Consider the following 21,751-nt stretch of genomic DNA (forward strand, 5'->3'; position numbering starts at 1 on the left):
CCGGACGCCACCGGCCGGTCCCCTCCGCGTAGCGCCCTGCGCGAGGGCCCCCGGGCCTCGCCGGAAAAGGAAACTCGCATGAGCCTGTCGGCCACGACGGCACGGCCGTCGCCAGCAGCACCGCCTTCTCCCGATGTCGATCGCCGACGTCGACGGGGAAGGTTACTCAACCGCCTTGATGTCAAGTACTCGCCGTACCTCTACATCGCCCCGTTCTTCCTGATCTTCGGCGTATTCGGGCTGTACCCGATGCTGCGCACCGCCTGGATGTCGCTGCACGACTGGGACATGATCGGCGAGCACACGTTCATCGGCTTCGACAACTACAGCCGGCTGGTTTCCGACGAGTACTTCTGGAACGCGCTGGTCAACACGTTCGGCATCTTCGCCCTGTCGACCATCCCGCAGTTGCTGCTCGCCCTCTTCCTGGCGAACCTGCTCAACCGGACCCTCCTGCGCGCCAAGACCTTCTTCCGGATGGCGATCTTCATGCCGAACGTGGTGTCGGTGGCCGCGGTCGCGATCGTCTTCGGGATGTTGTTCCAGCGGGAGTTCGGCCTGTTCAACTGGCTGCTCAGCTTCGTCGGTGTCGACCCGGTCGACTGGGACGGGCACCGGTGGAGTTCCTGGACGGCCATCTCCTCCATGGTCAACTGGCGGTGGACCGGGTACAACACCCTGATCCTGCTCGCCGGCATGCAGGCGATCCCGAAGGACCTCTACGAGGCCGCGGAGATCGACGGTGCCGGTCCGTGGCGACAGTTCTGGCAGATCACCCTGCCCATGCTCAAGCCCACCTTCATCTTCGTGGTCATCCTGTCCACGATCGGCGGCATGCAGCTCTTCACCGAGCCCCTGCTCTTCGGCAACGGCAACATCATCGGCGGCAACCAGCGGGAGTTCCAGACGCTGGCCATGTACATGTACGAGATGGGCATCGTGAACCTGAACACCGCCGGCTACGGAGCCGCGATCGCCTGGGCGATCTTCATGATCATCATCGTGGTGTCGCTGTTCAACTTCCTACTCGTCCGCCGCTCGGCGAAGTGAGGAGAGATCGATGATCTCGGCTTCCCAGCGCCTGTGGCGCACCAGCCCGCTGACCTACCTGGCGCTCGTCCTGGCGGCGCTGCTGTCGATCTACCCGTTCTACTACATGCTGGTGATCGGCAGTCGCAGCCTGGACAACATCAACGACGTGCCGCCGCCGCTGACCCCCGGTGGCGCGTTCGGTGACAACTTCGGGCGGGTGCTCGACAACGACGCCGCCAACTTCCTCACCGGCATGATGAACTCGATCATCGTCTCCTCGGTGGTCACCCTGTCGGTGGTGCTCACCGGTTCGCTGGCCGGGTTCGCCTTCGCCAAGCTGAAGTTCCGGGGCAGCAACGCCCTCCTGCTGGCGATCATCGTCACCATGATGATCCCGACCCAGATGGGGCTCATCCCGCTCTGGGGCATGATGCAGGACCTGGGGTGGTACGACACCCTCTACGCGGTCACCGTGCCGTTCCTGGTCACCGCCTTCGGCGTGTTCATGATGCGGCAGTACGCCAGTCAGGCGATCTCCGACGAGCTGATCGAGGCCGGCCGCGTCGACGGCGCCAGCACGTTCCGCATCTACTGGAGCATCGTGCTGCCCGCGCTGCGTCCCGCCGCCGGCGTCCTCGGCCTGCTGACCTTCATGGAGACCTGGAACTCGTTCCTCTGGCCGTACGCCATCCTCACCCCGGAGAACCCGACCCTCCAGGTCTCGCTCTCCTTCCTCTCGTACGCCTACTACACCGACTACTCCCAGGTGTTCGCCGCCACGGCGATCGGCACCATCCCCCTGGTAATCGTCTTTCTCGTGTTCGGCCGCCAGATCATCGGCGGGATCATGGAAGGTGCCGTCAAGTCGTGAGCAACCCCGCCAGCCCACCCGCCGTCGACGTCCTCGACGAGCGCCCCGGGCTGACCTTTCCACCCGGATTCCTCTGGGGGGCCGCGACGGCGGCGTACCAGATCGAGGGGGCGGCGACCGTGGACGGCCGCACCCCGTCGATCTGGGACACCTTCAGCCACACCGAGGGTCGGGTCCTCGCCGGGCACACCGGGGACGTGGCGTGCGACCACTACCACCGCCTCGGCGACGACGTCGCGCTGATGGCCGAGCTGGGCCTGAAGTCGTACCGTTTCTCGGTCTCCTGGTCCCGGGTGCAGCCCGGCGGTGCCGGCGCCGCCAACCCGGCTGGCCTGGACTTCTACCGGAGACTGGTGGACGAGCTGCTGGCCAACGGCATCGAGCCGTGGCTCACCCTCTACCACTGGGATCTGCCGCAGCCGTTGGAAGACGCCGGCGGCTGGCCGGCTCGGGACACCGCGGCCCGCTTCGCCGACTACACGGCACTGGTGGCCGACGCGCTCGGTGACCGGGTGCGCTACTGGACCACGCTGAACGAGCCGTGGTGCTCCGCGTTCCTCGGCTACGGCTCCGGCGTGCACGCCCCCGGCCGCACCAACGGAGCGGACGCGGTGCGAGCCGGACACCACCTGATGCTCGGTCACGGCCTGGCCGTGCAGGCGCTGCGGGCCGCCCGGCCGGCCGCCGAGGTGGGCGTGACCGTCAACCTCTACCCGGTCGACCCGGCCAGCGACACCCCCGCCGACCGGGACGCCGCCCGGCGGATCGACGGGTTGGCCAACCGGTTCTTCCTGGACCCGCTGCTGCGCGGCTCGTACCCGGAGGACCTGGTGGCCGACCTCAGCACGGTGACCGACTTCGGCCACGTGCGCGACGGCGACCTGGCGACCATCTCCACGCCGCTGGACCTGGTCGGGGTCAACTACTACAGCCGGCACGTGGTCGCCGCGTCGGTCGAGGGCGTCGAGGCCGACCCGGCCCCCTCGTGCTGGCCGGGCAGCGAGGACGTCCGGTTCGTCACTCGCGGCGTCCCGGTCACCGACATGGGCTGGGAGATCGACGCCCCGGGCCTGACCGAGACTCTGCGCCGGGTGCACGGCTACACCGATCTGCCCCTGTACGTCACCGAAAACGGCTCCGCGTTCGTCGACTCACTGGTCGACGGGGAGGTCGACGACGTCGATCGGCTGGCCTACTTCGATGCCCACCTGCGCGCCGCCCACCAGGCGATCGACGCCGGAGTGCCTCTGCGGGGATACTTTGCCTGGTCGTTGATGGATAATTTCGAGTGGGCCTGGGGTTACACCAAGCGGTTCGGCATGATCCACGTCGACTATGACAGCCAGGTCCGCACCCCCAAGTCCAGCGCCAAGTGGTACGCCTCGGTGATCCGGCGCAACGGTCTGGCCGCACAATAGGCTCGGGCCAGCCATCAGGACGGCCCCGGCGTCCACCTCCCGCAGGTGGCGCCGGGTCCGCCCGCCGTCGGAGGAGCAGACGATGACAACGCAGCGCACCCGGTCGCTCGGGCGCCCGACCCTCGACGCGGTCGCGGCGCGTGCCGGCGTCGGTCGGGGCACGGTCTCCCGCGTGGTCAACGGCTCGCCCCAGGTCAGCCCGGAGGCCCGGGCCGCGGTCCAACAGGCCATCGCAGAGCTGGGGTACGTGCCGAACCGGGCCGCCCGAGCGCTCGTCACCCAGCGGACCGACTCCGTCGCGTTGGTGGTGTCCGAATCCGGCGAGCGGGTCTTCACGGAGCCGTTCTTCGCCAGCATCGTGCGGGGGATCAGCTCCGGGCTGCTGGAGACGCCGATGCAGCTCTGGCTGGCCATGGCCCAGTCGCCGGTGGAGCGGGAGCGGGTCGAGCACCACCTCACCAACCAGCACGTCGACGGCGTACTGCTGCTGTCGTTGCACGACTCCGACCCACTGCCGACGCTGCTGGAGGAACGCGGCCTGCCCGCAGTGCTCGGCGGTCGGCCCGCCCGCATGCTGCAACCCGGCGCCCAACCGGCCTGGTTTGTCGACGTGGACAACGTTGGCGGGGCCCGGCAGGCCGTGGAGTACCTGGCGAGGCAGGGGCGGCGACGTGTCGCCACCATCGCCGGTCCGCAGGACATGGGTGCCGGCCTGGCCCGGTTGGCCGGCTACACCGACGCGGTCAAGGCCACCGGCGCCAGCGTCAACCCCGACCTGATCGCGTACGGCGACTTCAGCGAGGGCAGCGGCGCGGCGGGCATGCGCCGGCTGCTGGAGGTTTGCCCGGACCTGGACGCGGTCTTCGTCGCGTCCGACCTCATGGCGTTCGGCGCGCTGCGCACCCTGCGCGAGGCCGGCCGGCGCGTGCCGCAGGACGTCGCGGTGATCGGCTTCGACGACGCGACCATCGCCCGACAGGCGGAACCGCCGCTGACCACGGTCTTCCAGCCGGTGGAGGAGATGGGCCGGCAGATGGCCCGCCTGCTGGTGGCCCGGATCCGTGGCGAGGAGCTACCGGCCTCCCACATCCTCCTGGACACCCAACTGGTCCACCGCGCCTCCGCCTAACCCCCCGAGTCCCCCCAGAGACCCGCACGGCGCGCGTCCCCGCACAGCGGCTCGCGTCGATCATGGAGTTGGCCTGGACATTTCCGGCATCCCGGCGCGCCAACCTCATGATCGAGGAGGCGGGCGGACGAGATCGTGCTCGATCCTGGATCGAGTGGCCTTCCGGCGACCGCACGCCACTACATCCAGGATCGAGCGCGATCTTGGGGGTAGTGGCGTGCGGGTGCGCGGGGCGTGCGGATGCGGTGGGCGTGCGCGGGTGGGTGGGTGGGGGTGAGTGGGCAGGGTTTGTTGCCCGTCGGTCAGGCGGGGGTGGGGGCCCAGCGGCGGAGTTCGCGCTTGGCCAGGGAGTTGCGGTGCACCTCGTCGGGGCCGTCGGCGAGGCGCAGGGTGCGGGTTTGCGCCCAGAGGGCGGCCAGGGGGGTGTCCTGGCTGACACCGGCGCCGCCGTACCCCTGGATGGCCTTGTCGATCACCCACTCCGCCATCGCCGGCGTGCCGATCTTGATGGCTTGGATCTCGGTGTGCGCGCCCTTGTTGCCGACGGTGTCCATCAGCCAGGCCGTCTTGAGCACCAGCAGGCGGGCCTGCTCGATGCGGACCCGGGATTCGGCGATCCACTCCCGGACCACGCCCTGCTCGGCCAGCGGTCGGCCGAACGCGATCCGCTCGAGCGCCCGCTTGCAGAGCAGCTCCAATGCCCGCTCAGCCATTCCGATTAATCGCATGCAGTGGTGGATCCGGCCCGGCCCCAGCCGGGCCTGGGCGATGGCGAAGCCGGTGCCCTCGGCGCCGATCAGGTTCTCCGCGGGCACCCGGACGTCGGTGAAGTCGATCTCGGCGTGTCCGCCGTGCGAACCGTCGGTGTAACCGAAGACGGTCATGCCCCGGCGTACGGTCACCCCGGGGGTGTTCCGGGGGACCAGCACCATGCTCTGCTGGCGGTGCCGGTCGGCGGTGGGGTCCGTCTTGCCCATCACGATGAAGATCTCGCAGCGCGGGTCCATGGCCCCGGACGACCACCACTTCCGTCCGTTGATCACGTACTCGTCGCCGTCGCGGGTGATCCGGGTGGCGATGTTGGTGGCGTCGGAGGACGCGACGTCCGGCTCGGTCATGCAGAACGCCGAGCGGATCTCACCCTCCAGCAGCGGCATCAGCCACCGCTTCTGCTGCGCCTCAGAACCGAACTCTGCCAGCAACTCCATGTTGCCGGTGTCCGGTGCCGCGCAGTTGACCGCCTCCGGTGCGAGGTGCGGGCTGCGCCCGGTCAGCTCGGCCAGGGGAGCGTACTGGAGGTTGGTCAGGCCGGCGCCGTAGCGCGGGTCGGGCAGGAAGAGGTTCCACAGGCCGCGCTTGCGGGCCTCCGCCTTCAGTTCGGCCAACACCGGGGTACGCGACCACGGGTCCCCGGCGGCCACCTGCTCGGCGTGCACGGCCTCGGCCGGGTAGACGTGCTCGGTCAGGAACCGGGTCAGCTCGGCGCGCAGCTCCTCGGTCCGGCTGTCGTATGAGAAGTCCATCACCGCTCCCTGGCGGCGGTCAGCCCGTGCGCGACCAGCGGTGCCACCATCTCGCCGATCCGGTCGAAGCCCTCGCCGAGCGTCTGCCCGAGCGTGTGGCGGTAGTGGATGCCCTCGCAGATGACCGCGAGCTTGAAACAGCCCAGCGCCACGTGCCAGTGCAGCGGCCCGACGTCGACATCGCTGCGTCCGGCGTACCTGTCGATCAGCTCGCTGCCGGTGGGGAAACCGGCGCGCGGGCCGAGCCCGTCGGCGACGGGGTTGCCGGCGGCGGTGTCGCTGCCGCCGAGCACGTCCCAGTACGTCAGAAGCAGCCCCAGGTCGGCGAGGGGGTCGCCGAGGGTTGCCATTTCCCAGTCGAGCACCGCGTGCACGGCGACCGGGTCGGCCGAGGCGAGGAGGTTGTCCAGCCGGTAGTCGCCGTGCACGATCCGGCCGGCGTTCGCGCCCTCCGGGGCGGTCGCCGCGAGCAGGTCACGCAGCTCGTCGATGCCGGGCAGCGGACGGCTGCGGGAGCGGTCGAGCTGCCCTGCCCAGCGGCGGACCTGCCGGGCGAGGTAGCCCTCGGGGCGGCCGAAGTCAGCCAACCCGACGCTGGACGGGTCGACGCTGTGCAGCGCGGCGAGCGTGTCCATCATCGCCATGGCGAGGGCCCGGCGGCGCTCGTCGCCCAGCGGGTCGGTCTGCGCGCGGGTGCGGAACACCTCGCCGGGCATCCGCTCCATGAGGTAGAACGGCGCGCCGATCACCTCGGGGTCGGTGCAGAGCAGCAGCGCGCCCGGGACCGGCACCTCGGTCGGTGCCAGTGCCGAGATGACCCGGAACTCTCGCGCCATGTCGTGCGCGGTCGCCAGCACGTGCCCCAGCGGTGGGCGGCGCAGCACCACCTCGCGGTCGCCGAGGCGCAGCAGGTAGGTGAGGTTGGACTTGCCGCCCGCGATCAGCTGGGCACGCAGCGGCCCGACGGCCAGCTCGGGTCGGTGCGTTGCCAGGTGGTCGGCGAGACGGTCCAGGGCCAGCCCCGCCGGAGAGACGGGAACGGCCCCCGGCCGTGACGCGTCGACGGCCGGATCGCTCATCCGACTAGTTGATGGCAGCCCGCTCACGTTGTCAAGGTCAGAATTTCCGCTCGGGACATGCCCCTGCAACAGGGACGAAATGGTCAACTACCAGGCTGGGGTCAGCCTGCCGGCCGCTCTCTTGCCGGCCCGCCGAGCGGAGGGACAGACATGTTGCTGCGAGTTCGGGTCACCCTGCCGGACCGTCCGGGCACCCTCGGTCAGGTCGCCCGCACCTTGGGCGTCTCCGGGGCGGACATCGTCCAGGTGGTGGTCCTCGAACGGCTCGGCGGGCGCGCGGTGGACGACTTCACTGTCGTCTGGCCGGGCGCGGCGCGGGTGGAGCGGCTGCTGGCTGGCCTCGCGGCGATACCGGGGGTGCGGGTGGACGGTGTGTGGCGGGCGATCGGCGCGCCCACCACCACCGGCCAGGACGCGGAGCTGTTGGCCCAGGTCGCGGCCAACCCGGCCGACGGGTTGGCCACCCTGGTCGACGCTGTGCCGGGGCTGCTGGCCGCCGACTGGGCCGTGGCCGCCGTGGTGCCGGTCGACTGGGCCTCGCGGACCGGGGGCGGCGGGGCGACCGTGGGGTACGCGAGCTGGCGTGCTCCCGTACCCCCGCTGTTGCCGGAGGTGACGCCGCTGCGCGGACGGTCGATGACCACACCCGACGGCACCCACCACGCGATCACGCCGTTCGGCCGGGCGGGCCTGGTGCTGGTGGTGGCCCGCGAGCGCAGCGAGACCCTCTCCGCCGCGGCGTTCCACAGCACCGAGGTGGACCGGCTCACCCAGCTCGTCCGCGCCTGCGCGGTGATCCTCGGCGACCGACTCGATCTCGTCGGCGCGCCGCCGGTGGTCGCCGGCCCCTGAGCGGCCCGAGGAGTTCCCGGGCCGACACCGCCGGGCAACCGGGCGGCAACAGGCGGGGGTGAGGCTCTTACCGGGGAAGGGAGCCAACCATGACGTTGTGGCGGATCCGAGCGACGGTGGACGATCGACCGGGTTACCTGTCGGTGCTCACGGCGAGCCTTGCGCTGCGTGGGGTCAACATCCTCACCGTGCAGGTGCAGCCCACCGAGCAGGGCGCGGTGGACGATTTCCTGGTCGACGCGCCGGACGCGCTCGACGAGGCCGAGCTGATCGCCGCCGTCGAGCGGGGTCGGGGCCGGGACTGCTGGGTGGCGCGCAGCGAGGCGCGTGGTCTGGCCGACCAGCCCACCCGGGTGCTCGGGCTGGCCAACCGGCTGGTGCGTGACCCGGACGCGACGGGCGAGGCGTTGCGGACCCTGCTCGCTGCCGACGTCGTCAGCTGGCGACCAGCGTCGGTCGGCGTCGAACGGGGGATAACCGGGGCCAGCATGCTGTTGGCCGACCCGTCCGGCGGTTCGTTCGCGCTGCGCCGGGCCGCGCCCGACTTCACCCCGGCGGAGTACGCGCGGGCGCAGGCCCTGGTCGAGCTGGCCGCCACAGTGGCGCGCCGGGCCGGCGAACAGGTCACAGTGGTGCTGCCCGACGGCGCGGAGGTGGCCGTCCGCCCGGCCAACGCCCACGACCTGACCGGCGTGGGGGAGCTGCACGAGGCGTGCTCACCGCGCAGCCGGCAGCGGCGTTACCTGGGCGGGGCGGCGCTGCCGCAGCCGGCCCGGCTGCGTCGGCTGCTGGAGCCGAGCCGAGGGCTGACACTGATCGCCAGCACCACCGGCTCCGACGGCACTGCCGAGTCGGTGGTCGCCATGGCGAACCTGCTCGGCGAGGGCGACGAGGCCGAGGTGGCGCTGCTGGTGCGGGACGACTGGCAGCGGCGTGGGCTCGGCTCGGCGTTGCTGCGCCGGGTGGTTCAGCACGCCGACCGGTCCGGGTACGCGGCGCTGGTGCTGCACGTGCAGGCCACCAACGATCCGATGCTGCGTACGCTGCACCGGCTGGGCCGGCCCGCTGCGGCGGAGCGCGACGGCGGGCTGCTCACCCTCACCGTCCCGCTCGCCGTCGCCACCAGGGCGGACCGGACGGGCGCGTTCTCCACGCCGGGCGTCTAGCGCCCCTGCTCAGGGCCGGGATTGCTCGCGCCGGCCCGAGACGCAGAACCGGTTGCCCTCCGGGTCGGCGAGCACCACGTACGGCGGCTCGGTCGGGTGCGGATCGGTGGGATAGTGCCGCCAGTTGACAATCCGCGCGCCGAGGGCGAGCAGCCGGTCGAGTTCTTCGTCGAGGGGTCGGTCGCCGGCGTCCAGATCCAGGTGGAGCCGGGGGAACTCCCGCACGGGGCTCTCGCTGAGGTCCATCGCGAGGGCCGCGCCCGACACCCCGGGCGGCGGCTCCAGCACGATCCACTCGTCGCCGGCGAATCGGGGCTCGCGGCGACGGTAGCCGAGGGCCGCGGCCCAGAAGGTTCCTGCCCGCTCGGCGTCGGACACGCCCAGGGAGAGCTGCGCGATCAATGCCATCTCCCGACGGTACGCGTCGACGAGAGCCCCCTGTGCGTGGCGAGCGTCCACAAGGGGGCCTCTCCCGGTGCGGTTGGTCAGGTGGTGGGGTAGCTGGTGTAGTCGGGGAAATTGCCGTAGAGCCGGTTGTCGCCGCCGACGGTGACGGCCTGCACCAGCAGGTCGCCGCCGACGAAGGCGCCCTTCCAGGAGGCGCCCCGGCCGCCGAACGGTTCGTCCCGGTCACCGCGTGAGCGCGGTTTGTTGATGCCCACCTTGAACGCCTGAAGGTCCCCGGCGAGCTTGCCGGCCTCGTCGGTGTCGTCGCAGGCCAGCGAGGCCACCAGCGCGCCGTTGGAGGCGTTCATCGCGGCCAGCAGCTCGTCGGTGGTGTCCACCACGACAATCGTGTCGACCGGACCGAACGGCTCGGCGTGCATCAGCCGGGACCGCCCGGGCGGGGCGAGCAGCACCGACGGCGCCACGTACGCCGAGGTGTCCTGCCCGGGCAGGAACGGCGCGCCGGTGAGCTTGCCCCGGTGCAGCGGGATCGCGCCGCCGCGGACCGCCTCGTCGACAGTGCGGCGTAGTTCGTCGGCCTTGGCGGCGCTGATCAGCGGCCCGAAGTCCAGCTCGGGCAGCGGGTCACCGGCGGCCCAGTCGTCGCCGACGGCGAGCGGGTGACCGAAGCGGACCGAGCGGACCACCGGCAGGTACATGTCGAGGAACTCGTCGACCAGGTCGCGCTGCACCACGAACCGGGGGTACGCGGTGCAGCGCTGCTTGCCGTACTCGAAGCCCTTCCTGAGGTGGGTGGCGAGCAGGTCCCACTGGGAGAAGTTCCAGATGCCCCAGGCGTTGAGACCCTCCTGCTCGATGAAGTGCCGCTTGTCGCTGTCGAGCAGCGCGGCGGCCACCTTGCCGCCGTTGGACCGGCCGCCGACGAACGCCACCGCGCCGATCTCGGGTGCTCGGACCAGCACCTCGGACAGCTCCCCGCCGCTGCCGGAGACGAGCGTGGCGGGCAGCCCGGCCCGGCGCATCAGCGCGTGCGCGACGGTCAGGCACACCGCGCCGCCCTGGGACGGGGTCTTGGCGATGACCGCGTTGCCGGCCAGGAGCTGCACCAGTTCGGCGTGCACCAGCACGCTCATCGGGTAGTTCCACGACGCGATGTTGCTGACCGGACCGGGCAGCGGCTCGCGGCCGTCGGCGAGCATCCGGTCGATTTCGTCGGCGTACCAGCGGACGCCGTCGAGCGCCCGGTCCACGTCGGCGCAGGCCAGCCGCCACGGCTTGCCGATTTCCCAGACCAGCAGCAGGGCGAGCAGATCGCGGTGGGCGGTGAGCGAGTCCAGGGCCTCGGCGACCCGGGCCTTGCGGTCGGCCAGCGGGGTCTGGGCCCAGGTTCGGTGCGCGGCGGCGGCGTGGGCGACAGCGGCGCGCGCGGTGGTCGCGTCGAGGCGGGGCAGGTTGATGAGGACGGTGTTGTCCACCGGGGTGCGGACTGCGGCGGGCTGGCCGACCGCCCGCCATTCGCCCCCGACCAGGTTGTGCAGGGTGGTGACGCCGTCGACCTCGGCGCCGAACGCCTCCGGGGTGGCGGCCACCGCGTGGGCCAGGATGTCGGTCCAGGCGGTGTCGTCGGCGAGTCGTAGTGCCATCGCTTCTCCTCAGGGTTGACCAGGGAGCGGCGGCGTCGACGGCACCGCTGGTGAGCGGTACTGTCTCGCGCTTCGTAGCGGGTCAGCAACAGTACGTTCGTCTGGCTGGCCGTCGAAGCGCTCGAACAGCGCGAGGATCTTCCCGGAAGCTTCCGCAGTGAGCTGCGCAAACGCCAGGCATTAATCGAAGCATATCGATGGTGTGAAATGCTCCGCATTGTTACTCGCGAGTACGGGAGCGGTGCCGCGCGGGTCGGCCCTGGTCGGCAGGCTTCCCAACCGACGACCCGCCCATTACATTGTCGGTTATCCATGGGAGCGCTTCCACGACCCGTGGTCACACCGCCACCCCGCTGTCGCCGGTGGCCGTGCCGCCCGTACGCCGTCCCGCGTCGGTGCGACCGCCGGCGGCGCCTCCGACAGGAGTCCGCCATGCGCCACCTGACCCGGCCGTTCAGCGGCCAGCCCGGCCGGTCGCCGGCCGCCGACCAGCCCTGGCCGCGGCGGCTGCTGGCCATCGGCGTCGCGCTGCTCACCGGCGCGTCCCTCGCGGTGACCGCGCCACCGTCCGGGCCGGCCTCCGCCGCGCCGGCCGCGACCTACAACTACGCCGAGGCGTTGCAAAAGTCGCTGCTCTTCTACGAGGCGCAGCAGTCCGGTCGACTGCCCGACTGGAACCGGGTCTCCTGGCGCGGCGACAGCGCGCTCACCGACGGTGCCAGCGCGGGCGTGGACCTCACCGGCGGCTGGTACGACGCCGGCGACCACGTCAAGTTCGGTTTCCCGATGGCGTTCAGCGCCACCATGCTCGCCTGGGGCGCGGTCGAGTACCGCAGCGGCTACACCTCGTCCGGGCAACTGCCGCACCTGCTCAACAACCTGCGCTTCGTCAACGACTACTTCATCAAGGCGCACCCGTCGGCCAACGTCCTCTACGGACAGGTCGGCAAGGGCGACGACGACCACAAGTGGTGGGGTCCGGCCGAGGTGATGCCGATGGCGCGGCCCGCGTACAAGATCGATGCCAGCTGTGGCGGCGCGGACCTGGCGGGGGAGACGGCGGCCGCGATGGCCGCCTCCTCGATGGTGTTCCGGCCCACCGACGCGGCCTACGCCGACCGGCTGCTCGGGCACGCCCGGCAGCTCTACACCTTCGCCGACACGGTGCGGAAGGCCTACCACGAGTGCATCACCGACGCCACGAGCTTCTACCGCTCGTGGAGCGGCTGGCAGGACGAGTTGGTCTGGGCCGCGATCTGGCTGCACCGGGCCACCGGCGAGGCCAGCTACCTGGCCAAGGCCGAGAGTGAGTACGACAAGCTCGGCACGGAAAACCAGTCCACCACCCGCTCCTACAAGTGGACCATCGCCTGGGACAACAAGCAGTTCGGCGCGTACGTGCTGCTGGCCAACCTGACCGGCAAGCAGAAGTACGTCGACGACGCCAACCGGTGGCTGGACTACTGGACCGTCGGGGTGAACGGGCAGCGGGTGCCGTATTCGCCGGGTGGGATGGCGGTGCTCGACTCCTGGGGCGCGCTGCGCTACGCCGCGAACACCTCCTTCGCCGCGCTGGTCTACAGCGACAAGACCACCGACACCACCCGCAAGGCGCGCTACCACGACTTCGCCGTCCGGCAGATCAACTACGCGCTCGGCGACAACCCCCGCAACTCCAGCTACGTCATCGGGTTCGGCGCCAACGCACCGAAGAACCCGCACCACCGCACCGCGCACGGCTCCTGGTGGGACAGCCAGACCGTGCCCGTCGAGACCCGGCACACCCTCTACGGCGCGCTCGTGGGCGGCCCGTCCTCGGCCAACGACGCGTACAGCGACAGCCGGTCGGACTACGTGATGAACGAGGTGGCCACCGACTACAACGCCGGCTTCACGTCCGCGCTGGTCCGGCTGACCTCCGAGTACGGCGGCACGCCGCTGGCGAACTTCCCGGTCGCCGAGACGCCGGACATCGACGAGCTGACCGTGGAGACCACTGTAACGCAGGCCGAACCTCGGGCCACCGGGCTCAAGGTGATGGTCTACAACAAGTCCGCGTTCCCGGCCCGCGCGCTGACCGACGGCCGGTTCCGGTACTACTTCCGGCCCGACGGCACCGGCCCGGTGCAGGTCACCGCCGGCTACACCCAGGGCTGCCCGTCCCCGACCACTGCCAAGCAGTTCAGCGGCGACATCTGGTACGTCGAGGTGGACTGCGCCGGGCACACCATCGCCCCGGCGGGTCAGTCACAGCACCGGATGGAGGTCCAGTTCAAGATCGGCGTGCCGGAGGGTGGCACCTGGGACCCGACCAACGACCCGTCGTACCAGGCCACCGCCGGGCCCAACCGGAAGGTGCCGCTCTACTCCGGCGCCACCCGCGTCTGGGGCGAGGAGCCGGGCCCGGTCGTACCGGACACCACCCCGCCGACCGTCCCCGGTACCCCGGTGGCGTCGCAGTTGACGCCGAGGTCGGTCACCCTGACCTGGGCGCCGTCCACGGACAGCGGCGGCAGTGGCCTCGCCGGGTACGACGTCCGCGAGTTCATGGTCGGTAACGACGTGGTGGCGACCCGACGGGTCACCGAGAACTCGATCACCATCACCACGCTGCTGCCGGAGCGGACGTTCGAGTACACCATCGTGGCGCGCGACGGCGCTGGCAACGAGTCGGCCGCCTCGCCGAAGCTCAGCGTGACCACGCCACCGGCCGGCACCGCCGACACCACCCCGCCGAGCGCCCCCGGCACGCCGGTCGCCTCGGCCGTCACCGCCACCGGGCTCACAGTGGCCTGGACCCCGTCGACCGACAACGTGGGCGTCACCGGTTACCGGGTCTACCGCGAGGCCGGCGCCACCGACGTGCTGGTCGGCTCGCCGACCGGCACCACCCAGGCGGTGTCCGGGTTGACCGCCTCGACGGCGTACCAGTTCTACGTGGTGGCCGTGGACGCGGCGGGCAACACCTCCGCGGCGTCCACGCCGGTCGCGGTGACCACCGCGGCCCCGCCGGTCGGCGGCACCTGCACTGTGGGGTACGCCACCACCGACTGGGGCGGCGGCTTCACCGCCAACGTGTCGATCACCAACACCGGCACCACCGCGATCAACGGCTGGACCCTGCGGTTCAGCTTCCCCGGTGGGCAGAGCGTCAGTCAGGGCTGGTCGGCGACGATCAGCCAGAGCGGCGCGGCAGTCACCGCCACGAACCTGTCCTACAACGGCACGATCGCGGCGGGCGCGTCGGTGAGCTTCGGCTTCAACGGCACGTACAGCGGCGCCAACCCGAAACCGACCGCCTTCACCGTCAACAACACCCCCTGCACCATCGCCTGACCGGCGCCGCGACGAGATCTTGGACAGTTACCGTTTCGTGGGCGGGCTCAACCGGTGGTTGCAACACCTAGAAGTTGGGTCATCTTCTCACCTGGGGTGGCCCAGCCCAGGGTCATGCGGGGGCGGTCGTTGAGTTCGTCGGCGACGTGGTCGAGGCCGGTTTGGTCGATGGTGGTGAAGTCGAATTGGCCTTTGGGGAAGTACTGGCGGAGCAGCCCGTTGGTGTTCTCGTTGCTGCCACGCTGCCAGGGGCTGTGTGGGTCGCAGAAGTAGACCGGGCAGTCGGTGGCGATGGTGAAGTCACGGTGCCGAGCCATCTCGACGCCCTGGTCCCAGGTCAGCGAGGCCCTCAACCGCTGCGGGAGCCAGCTCATCGCCGCGGCCAACTGGGACACGACGTGGTCGGAGACCTTGCCCTCAGGCAGTCCGACCAGGATCACGAACCGGGTAGCGCGTTCGACCAGCGTGGCGATCGCGGAACCACCGCGCCCACCCCGACGGACGCCCTCGAGGAGATCACCCTCCCAATGACCGGGCACCGCCCGGTCAGCGACCTCAGCCGGCCGGTCAGCGATACGCAGGTCGACCCACGGCCGAGCCGAGCGCACCGCCCCGCCCGGCGCGGCCCGACGGCGACGAGCGGCCCGCCCCGATCGCAACGCCACCTGCCGCGTCAACTCCGCGCGGAGGTTGCCCCGCGCCTGCAAGTAGATCGCCTGGTAAATCGTCTCGTGCGACACCCACATCTCCGGCGTGTCCGGGAACTGCACCCGCAGCCGAGCACTGACCTGCTGCGGCGAACGGCGTCGCCGCAGCATATCCAGCACCACCTGACGCAACGGCCCGCCGTCAGCCAACCGCGGCACCCGCCCGGACCGGTTATGCCGCAGAAACGACGCCCACTGCGCCATCAACGGCTGATACCGCTGCCCATAACGCTCGAACCGACCCACCTCCCGCGAGATCGTCGACGCCGACCGCTCCAACCTTCGCGCGATCGACCGCAACGACTCACCCGCAGCCCGACCCAACCCGATCTGCTCCCGCTCCAGCGGACTCAACCTCGACGCCATAGCCACCCCAACGAAAATCACCGAAGGGTGTTGCAACCACCGGTTGAGCCCGCCGTGCGAACGGTAACTGTCCAAGATCTGCGGTAACCCAGATGGAGCCGTGTCGAGCGGGGTGAGTCACCCGCTCACTCCACGAGGTCGTCGGCGAGCAGGTCCATCAGCAGGCCGTCGTGCCAGCGGCCGTCCGCGCCACGTTCGTAGCGGCGCAGCACCCCCACCGGGCGGAAACCAACCTTCGCGTACGCCCGGATGGCGGCGCTGTTCGCCGCGGCCGGGTCGATGGTGAAGCGGTGGTGGCCGTACTCGTCGATCAGGTGTCGGGCCAGGGTGCGGATGGCGTCACCGCCGAGGCCGGCGCCGCGCTCCGCCGGGTCGAGGAAGACGTCCAGGCTGGCGTGCCGGTAGTCCGGGTCCGCCTCGGCGTACCACTGGATCGCGCCGATCACCCGGCCGTCGTGCTCGATCGCGTACACGTGCAGGTCGTCGTCGGCGAGGTCGGCGCGCACGGAGTCGGCCAGGTCGTCGCCGCCCCGCCACCACCGGCGTACCTCCGGGTCGGCCCGGATCGCGGCGAGGGCCGGCACGTCCGCGACCGTCGCCGGTCGTAGTGTCACCGCCCGCCCTCGCAGCACCGGCTCAGCCCCGGATCTCGCCGTGCTCGACGCAGACCGCCGACCAACCCACCGGCAGCACCTGCACCCTCATCCGGCGACGGCAGCGGGGGCAGAACCGGGGCGGCTCCAACTGGCGGGCCGACGCGCAGGCCGGGTGGGCGGTGGCCGTCGCCGACTCACCGCACCGGTCGCACCACAGCTCCGTCGTCGTCATGGTCGTCACAGCGTGGCGGAGAGCGCCTTGACCGGCATCTTCAGCTCGTCCAGCAGCTCCAGGTCGGCCGTCGCCGGTCGACCCAGCGTGGTCAGGTAGTTGCCGACGATCACCGCGTTGATGCCGCCGAGCAGACCATCACGGGTGCCGAGGTCGCCGAGGGTGATCTCGCGACCACCGGCGTACCGCAGGATGGTGCGCGGCATGGCCAGCCGGAACGCGGCGATGGCCCGCAGCGCGTCCTTGCCCTCCACCACCGGGCGGTCACCCAGCGGGGTGCCGGGGCGCGGGTTGAGGAAGTTGAGCGGCACCTCGTGCGGGTTCAGCTCGGCGAGCTGCGCGGCGAACTCGGCCCGCTGCTCGACGGTCTCGCCGAGGCCGAGGATGCCACCGCAGCACACCTCCATGCCGGAGTCGCGCACCATCCGCAGGGTCTCCCAGCGCTCCTCCCACGAGTGCGTGGTGACCACGTTGGGGAAGTACGACCGGCAGGTTTCCAGATTGTGGTTGTAGCGGTGCACGCCCATGTCGACCAGGTCGTCGACCTGCTCCTTGCTGAGCATGCCCAGCGACGCGGCGACCTGGATGTCGACCTCCGCCTTGATGGCGGCGACGCCCTCGCGCATCTGCTTCATCAGCCGGGCGTCCGGGCCGCGGACCGCGGCGACGATGCAGAACTCGGTGGCCCCGGTCGCGGCGGTCTGCTTCGCCGCCTCGACCAGCGACGGGATGTCCAACCAGACCGAGCGCACCGGCGAGGTGAACAGGCCCGACTGCGAGCAGAAGTGGCAGTCTTCCGGGCAGCCGCCGGTCTTGAGCGAGACGATTCCCTCGACCTCGACCTCCGGGCCGCACCAGCGCATCCGCACGTCGTGAGCGAGCTGGAGGGCGGCGGGCAGGTGTTCGTCGGGCAGGTTCAGCACGGCGAGGATGCCGGCCTGATCGAGGCCGACACCGTCACCCAGGACCTGGGTCCGGGCCTGGTCGAGGATCTCTGGCATGGCTCGTACCCTACTAGGCCTGTGCGAGAGCCCCCGATCAGCCGGAATGACCTGGCAGCCCGTCGGTGCCTCGCACCGAGTGGAATCGTCGGGCCGGTGGCGGCGGGTGGTAATTTCGCCCGGCGGGTGTCGGGCTGACCGGCACGCACAGTGGGGGAGGGTGACGGTGGCGGACTGGCTGGCGGCGCTCGACCGCCGCGCGGAGCTGCGGGCGAAGGCCGGGCTGACCAGGCGACTGCATCCGCGCCCGGCCGACGATCAGATGACCGATCTGGCCGGCAACGACTACCTCGGCCTGGCCACCCACCCGGACGTCATCGCCGCGGCCACGGCGGCCCTGTCGGCGTACGGGCTGGGGGCGACCGGGTCGCGCCTGGTCCGGGGCTCCACCGACGCGCACCGGGCCCTGGAGGAGGACCTGGCCCGCTGGCTGGGCACCGACGGTGCGCTGGTCTTCTCCTCCGGCTACCTGGCCAACCTCGGCGCTCTGCGGGCGCTCGTCCAACCTCGGACGCTGCTCGTCTCCGACGCGCACAACCACGCGTCGCTGATCGATGGCTGCCGCATCTCCGGTGCGGAGACGGTGGTCACCCCGCACGCCGACGTCGACGCGGTAGCCACCGCGCTCGCAGCCGCTCCCGGCCGCCCGGCGGTGGTGGTGACCGAGTCGGTCTTCTCGGTCGACGGTGACCTCGCCCCACTGGCTCGGCTACACGCCGTGGCCCGCCGTCACGGCGCGCTGCTGTTGGTCGACGACGCGCACGCGCTCGGCCTGACCGGCCCGGCCGGCGCGGGCGCGGTGGCGGCCACCGGGCTGGCCGGCGAGCCGGACGTGGTGGTCACCGCCACCCTGTCCAAGGCGCTCGGTGGCGCGGGTGGCGTTGTCGCCGGCCCGGCCGAGTTCGTCCGGCACCTGGTCGAGACCGGGCGCACGTTCATCTTCGACACGGCACTGCCGCCGGCGGTCGCCGCCGGTGTGCACGCCGCGCTGCGGCTCGCCCAGGCCGGCGACGACCTGCGCGCCGAGCTGTCCGACCGGGTGGGGCTGGCGGTCGGTCGACTGCGGGCGGCCGGGCTGACCGTCTCCGCACCGGACGCGGCGGTGATCTCGGTGACCGCCCCGGGGCCGGAGGCGGCGACCGCCTGGGCCGCGGACTGCCGTGACCAGGGCGTCGCGGTGGGCTGTTTCCGGCCACCATCCACCCCGGACAGCCGCTCCCGCCTGCGCCTCACGGTCAGCGCTGGGGTGCCCCGGGCGGCGTTCGAGCGGGCGCTGGACGTCATCGTGGACTGTGCGCCGTGAGCGCGAGGAGTGAGTCGGGGTTGCGAGCCCCGCAGTCGCGAACCGAGGTGGCGCCGTGACCGGGTGGGCGGGGTCGGTGCTGGTTACCGGGACAGACACCGAGGTCGGCAAGACGGTGGTGACCGCGGCGATCGCGGCAGCCGCGCAGGCGGCTGGGCTGCGGGTGGCGGTGGTCAAACCGGGCCAGACCGGTACGGCCGGCGGTGAGCCCGGCGACGTGGACGCGGTCAACCGGCTGGCTGCGCCGCTGACCGGTCGGACCCTGGCCAGCTATCCGGATCCGCTCGCCCCGTTGGCCGCCGCGCGGGTCGCCGACCTGCCGCCGTTGGAGTTGTACGCGGCGGTGGACGCCGTCCGGGCGGAGGCCGACAAGCACGACCTCGTGTTGATCGAGGGCGCGGGCGGGTTGCTGGTTCCGATGGGGCTGCGGCCGTCGGGGGAGCCGTGGACGATGGCCGACCTGGCGGTGTCGCTCGGCGCGCCCGCTGTGGTGGTCGCCCGCGCCGGGTTGGGCACGCTCAACCACACCGCGTTGACCCTGGAGGCGTTGGACCGTCGGGCGGTGCCGGCCGGTGTGGTGATCGGTGCCTGGCCGGCCCGGCCGGAGCTGGTGCACTGGACGAACCTCACCGACATGGTGCCGAACCTGCTCGGCGCGTTGCCCGACGGCGCCGGCGCGATGGATCCGGGTGTGTTCCGGCGGTCCGCGCCGGGTTGGCTCACCCCGGCCCTGCACGGCGTGCTCGACGACTGGCGGGTCTGGGCCGAGGAGAGCGGCTGAACACCTGACTTTCGTCGGTGTCCGCGCAGGTCGGGCGTGGGTAGCCTGACCGCCGTGCGGATTCTCGACTCCGCGCCGCCGGGTTGGCTGCACCGGCGGCGTCGCCTGCTGCTGGACGTGCTGCTCTGGGCGGTGGTGGCCGCCCCGGTGGGCTACGCCGAGGTCAGCCCGCCCTATTCGCGGTACACGTTGCCGCTGTTGGTCGGCAAGTTGCTGCTGCTCGGTGTGGCGGTGGTGGCGAGTCGACGTCAGCCGTTGGTCGCCCTGGTACTGGCGGTGCTCGGGTCGTTGGTCGATGGCAACTTCGTGTTCGCCATTCCGGTCTTCAGTTATCTCGCCGGGCGGCGCAGCGCCACAGTGGGTCCGGCGATCATGGTCTTCGTGCTGATCACGGCCGGTGGCACGGCGCTCAACCTGGGGTTGCTCGGCGCCGGCGCGGCCACCTGGTTCCTGCTCGCCTCGGTGTTGCTCTTCGCCGCCGTGTTCCCCTGGTTGGTCGGCCGGTACCGCCGCCAGCAGCAGGAGTTGACCGACGCCGGTCGCCGGCACGTCGACGCGCTGAGCCGCGAGCAGCGGGGTGCCGCCGAGCGGATCCGACTGCGTGAGCGGGCCCGGATCGCCGGGGAGATGCACGACTCGCTCGGTCACGACCTCAGCCTGATCGCGTTGCGCGCCGCCGCCCTGGAGGTCGCCGCCGACCTGGACGACCGGCACCGGGCCGCGGCGGGGGAGTTGCGGGCCAGCGTCTCCGCCGCCACCGAGCGGCTGCACGAGATCATCGGGGTGCTCCGCGAGGAGGCTGGCGCGTCGCTGCGTCCGAGCGGGGAGACCGTGGCCGACCTGGTCGACGGTGCCCGCGAGGCCGGCATGGCGGTACGGCTGGACGCCGCACCGGCGGTCGCGGACCTACCGGCGATGACCGGTCACGCGGCGCACCGGATCGTCCGGGAGGCGCTGACCAACGCGGCCCGGTACGCGCCGGGCGCCCCGGTCGACGTGCGCCTCACCCGCGACGGTGACCGGGTCGAGGTGACAGTCGTCAACGACGCTCCGCCGGCCGGGCCGCTGCCCGCCCCGCCCTCGCAGGGCAGTGGGCTGCTCGCCCTCGCCGAGCGGGTCCGCCTTGCCGGCGGGACGCTCGACGCCGGCCACCGGGCCGACGGCGGGTTCGCGGTACGGGCGGTGTTGCCGGCCACCGCGGCGCCGCCTGAGGCGATCGGGTCGGCGGCTGAGGTCGGACCGACGCCATGGTCCGACGAGCGGCCCGGCGCGGTGGAGCGGCCGGTGGATGCCGAGCGGCGGCTGCGCGATGCCCGGCGGCGGGTTCGGCGCAGCCTGCTGGTGGCGCTCGTCGCACCGTTCGGCTTCGCCCTGGTGCTCTCGTTCATCTACTACCCGGTGGCGACCGCCGGGACGGTGCTGAGCCGGGCCACCTTCGACCAGATGCGCGTCGGTACGGCCCGGTCGGAGCTGGTCGGGCTGCCCCGGCGGCAGCTGGAACGCCCCAGCGTGGTCGACCGGGCCGACTGCGAGTACTACACCGACGGCAACTTTCCCCTCGCCGCGCCGACCTGGCGGCTCTGTTTCACCGATGGCCGGCTGGTCAGCAAGGAGTGGATCGTCTAGTGGACACCGACACGACCGGGGCGCCGCCGATCCGGGTGGTGCTGGCCGACGACGAGGCGATGATCCGGGCCGGCGTCCGGGCCATCCTCGCCAGCGACCCCGGCATCGAGGTGGTCGCCGAGGCCGGCGACGGGCACGCGGCGGTGGAGTTGGTCCGTGCCCACCGACCCCGGGTCGCGCTGCTGGACATCCGGATGCCGCGGCTGGACGGGTTGGCCGCCGCCGCCGAGATCCGCCGGGTCGTGCCGGACACCGCGACGATCATGCTGACCACGTTCGGCGAGGACGACCACGTGGCCCGGGCGCTCGGGCACGGTGCCAGCGGGTTCCTGCTCAAGGCCGGCGACCCGCGTGAGCTGATCGCCGGTGTGCACGCCGTCGCCGACGGCGGGGCGTACCTGTCGCCGCGGGTGGCCCGCCGGGTAATCGAGTTGGGGGCCGGCCGGTTGGCCCGCCGACCCGCCGCCCGGGACCGTACGGCCGGGCTGACCGAGCGGGAACGGGAGGTGCTGGCCCTGGTCGGGGCAGGGCTTTCCAACGCCGAGATCGCCCGCCGGCTGCACCTCGTGGAGGGCACCGTGAAGAGCTATCTGACCAGCATCTTCACCCGGCTGGACGTACGCAACCGGGTGCAGGCGGCGATCCTCGCGTACGAGGCGGGGCTGGTCGACGGCTGAGCGGG

19 protein-coding genes are annotated in these 21,751 nt (G+C 71.7%); 11 read left to right on the forward strand and 8 right to left on the reverse strand.

Features of this window, described 5'->3' with window-relative positions; all coding sequences use genetic code 11:
• The first annotated feature begins 78 nt into the window (after positions 1-78).
• The 4 genes from ACQRWP_RS03010 to ACQRWP_RS03025 all read left to right on the forward strand — a co-directional run bounded on the left by ACQRWP_RS03010 (position 79) and on the right by ACQRWP_RS03025 (position 4,450).
• On the forward strand, positions 79-1,050 hold the full coding sequence (locus ACQRWP_RS03010; RefSeq protein WP_430500694.1) for a carbohydrate ABC transporter permease: 972 nt from the start codon (positions 79-81) through the stop codon (positions 1,048-1,050).
• A gap of 10 nt (positions 1,051-1,060) precedes the next feature.
• Positions 1,061-1,903, forward strand: coding sequence for a carbohydrate ABC transporter permease (locus tag ACQRWP_RS03015; protein ID WP_091400707.1), 843 nt, complete (start codon positions 1,061-1,063; stop codon positions 1,901-1,903).
• Positions 1,900-3,321 (forward strand): GH1 family beta-glucosidase, encoded by a 1,422-nt coding sequence (locus ACQRWP_RS03020; protein ID WP_430500695.1) that lies wholly within the window; start codon positions 1,900-1,902, stop codon positions 3,319-3,321. Before ACQRWP_RS03015 ends, ACQRWP_RS03020 begins: the two co-directional genes overlap by 4 nt.
• Before the next feature lie 82 nt (positions 3,322-3,403).
• Positions 3,404-4,450: a LacI family DNA-binding transcriptional regulator gene (locus tag ACQRWP_RS03025; protein ID WP_091400709.1), complete on the forward strand. Its 1,047-nt coding sequence runs from the start codon at positions 3,404-3,406 to the stop codon at positions 4,448-4,450.
• Between the two features lie 302 nt (positions 4,451-4,752).
• On the opposite strand, the gene ACQRWP_RS03030 is transcribed toward ACQRWP_RS03025, so the two are convergent.
• Both ACQRWP_RS03030 and ACQRWP_RS03035 read right to left on the reverse strand, forming a co-directional pair.
• The gene (locus tag ACQRWP_RS03030; protein ID WP_430500696.1) at positions 4,753-5,973 is read right to left on the reverse strand and encodes an acyl-CoA dehydrogenase family protein; all 1,221 of its coding nucleotides are present in this window, start codon (positions 5,971-5,973) and stop codon (positions 4,753-4,755) included.
• Entirely contained in the window at positions 5,973-7,052 is a 1,080-nt protein-coding gene (locus tag ACQRWP_RS03035) for a phosphotransferase family protein (RefSeq protein ID WP_425697061.1), read from the reverse strand. Before ACQRWP_RS03035 ends, ACQRWP_RS03030 begins: the two co-directional genes overlap by 1 nt.
• A 150-nt stretch (positions 7,053-7,202) precedes the next feature.
• On the opposite strand from ACQRWP_RS03035, the gene ACQRWP_RS03040 reads away from it, so the two are divergent.
• Together ACQRWP_RS03040 and ACQRWP_RS03045 are read left to right on the forward strand one after the other, a co-directional pair.
• Positions 7,203-7,904 carry an amino acid-binding protein gene (locus ACQRWP_RS03040; protein ID WP_430500697.1) on the forward strand — a complete coding sequence of 234 codons (702 nt, stop codon included), beginning with the start codon at positions 7,203-7,205 and terminating at the stop codon, positions 7,902-7,904.
• 89 nt (positions 7,905-7,993) lie between these two features.
• Positions 7,994-9,070 (forward strand): GNAT family N-acetyltransferase, encoded by a 1,077-nt coding sequence (locus ACQRWP_RS03045; RefSeq protein WP_430500698.1) that lies wholly within the window; start codon positions 7,994-7,996, stop codon positions 9,068-9,070.
• Positions 9,071-9,079: 9 nt separating this feature from the next.
• On the opposite strand, the gene ACQRWP_RS03050 is transcribed toward ACQRWP_RS03045, so the two are convergent.
• Complete coding sequence (locus tag ACQRWP_RS03050) at positions 9,080-9,478, reverse strand: VOC family protein (protein ID WP_430500699.1); 399 nt, start codon at positions 9,476-9,478, stop codon at positions 9,080-9,082.
• Positions 9,479-9,555: 77 nt separating this feature from the next.
• Positions 9,556-11,121 carry an aldehyde dehydrogenase family protein gene (locus ACQRWP_RS03055; protein WP_430500700.1) on the reverse strand — a complete coding sequence of 522 codons (1,566 nt, stop codon included), beginning with the start codon at positions 11,119-11,121 and terminating at the stop codon, positions 9,556-9,558.
• A 432-nt stretch (positions 11,122-11,553) separates the two neighbouring features.
• Here ACQRWP_RS03055 and ACQRWP_RS03060 point away from each other — a divergent pair, with 432 nt between their 5' ends.
• Positions 11,554-14,457, forward strand: coding sequence for a glycoside hydrolase family 9 protein (locus ACQRWP_RS03060; protein ID WP_430500701.1), 2,904 nt, complete (start codon positions 11,554-11,556; stop codon positions 14,455-14,457).
• A gap of 47 nt (positions 14,458-14,504) precedes the next feature.
• Here the strand turns inward: ACQRWP_RS03060 and ACQRWP_RS03065 are convergent, their stop codons facing one another.
• The 4 genes from ACQRWP_RS03065 to bioB all read right to left on the reverse strand — a co-directional run bounded on the left by ACQRWP_RS03065 (position 14,505) and on the right by bioB (position 17,359).
• Positions 14,505-15,530 carry an IS30 family transposase gene (locus ACQRWP_RS03065; RefSeq protein ID WP_430498463.1) on the reverse strand — a complete coding sequence of 342 codons (1,026 nt, stop codon included), beginning with the start codon at positions 15,528-15,530 and terminating at the stop codon, positions 14,505-14,507.
• Positions 15,531-15,655: 125 nt separating this feature from the next.
• On the reverse strand, positions 15,656-16,162 hold the full coding sequence (locus ACQRWP_RS03070; protein WP_091400729.1) for a GNAT family N-acetyltransferase: 507 nt from the start codon (positions 16,160-16,162) through the stop codon (positions 15,656-15,658).
• Positions 16,163-16,166: 4 nt separating this feature from the next.
• Entirely contained in the window at positions 16,167-16,358 is a 192-nt protein-coding gene (locus ACQRWP_RS03075) for a hypothetical protein (RefSeq protein WP_430500702.1), read from the reverse strand.
• Positions 16,359-16,363: 5 nt separating this feature from the next.
• Positions 16,364-17,359 carry a biotin synthase BioB gene (gene bioB, locus ACQRWP_RS03080; protein ID WP_396714655.1) on the reverse strand — a complete coding sequence of 332 codons (996 nt, stop codon included), beginning with the start codon at positions 17,357-17,359 and terminating at the stop codon, positions 16,364-16,366.
• Positions 17,360-17,525: 166 nt separating this feature from the next.
• On the opposite strand from bioB, the gene ACQRWP_RS03085 reads away from it, so the two are divergent.
• The 4 genes from ACQRWP_RS03085 (at position 17,526) to ACQRWP_RS03100 (ending at position 21,746) form a co-directional block, all read left to right on the forward strand.
• Positions 17,526-18,662, forward strand: coding sequence for an 8-amino-7-oxononanoate synthase (locus tag ACQRWP_RS03085; protein ID WP_430503392.1), 1,137 nt, complete (start codon positions 17,526-17,528; stop codon positions 18,660-18,662).
• A 76-nt stretch (positions 18,663-18,738) separates the two neighbouring features.
• Complete coding sequence (gene bioD / locus ACQRWP_RS03090) at positions 18,739-19,443, forward strand: dethiobiotin synthase (protein ID WP_430503393.1); 705 nt, start codon at positions 18,739-18,741, stop codon at positions 19,441-19,443.
• A gap of 54 nt (positions 19,444-19,497) precedes the next feature.
• Positions 19,498-21,069 (forward strand): sensor histidine kinase, encoded by a 1,572-nt coding sequence (locus ACQRWP_RS03095; RefSeq protein ID WP_430500703.1) that lies wholly within the window; start codon positions 19,498-19,500, stop codon positions 21,067-21,069.
• Positions 21,069-21,746, forward strand: a complete 678-nt coding sequence (locus ACQRWP_RS03100) for a response regulator transcription factor (RefSeq protein WP_334505238.1) — start codon at positions 21,069-21,071, stop codon at positions 21,744-21,746. Before ACQRWP_RS03095 ends, ACQRWP_RS03100 begins: the two co-directional genes overlap by 1 nt.
• Positions 21,747-21,751: the final 5 nt, after the last annotated feature.

This window comes from Micromonospora trifolii (assembly GCF_050516465.1).
In the GTDB taxonomy this organism is placed as follows: Bacteria; Actinomycetota; Actinomycetes; order Mycobacteriales; family Micromonosporaceae; genus Micromonospora; species Micromonospora trifolii.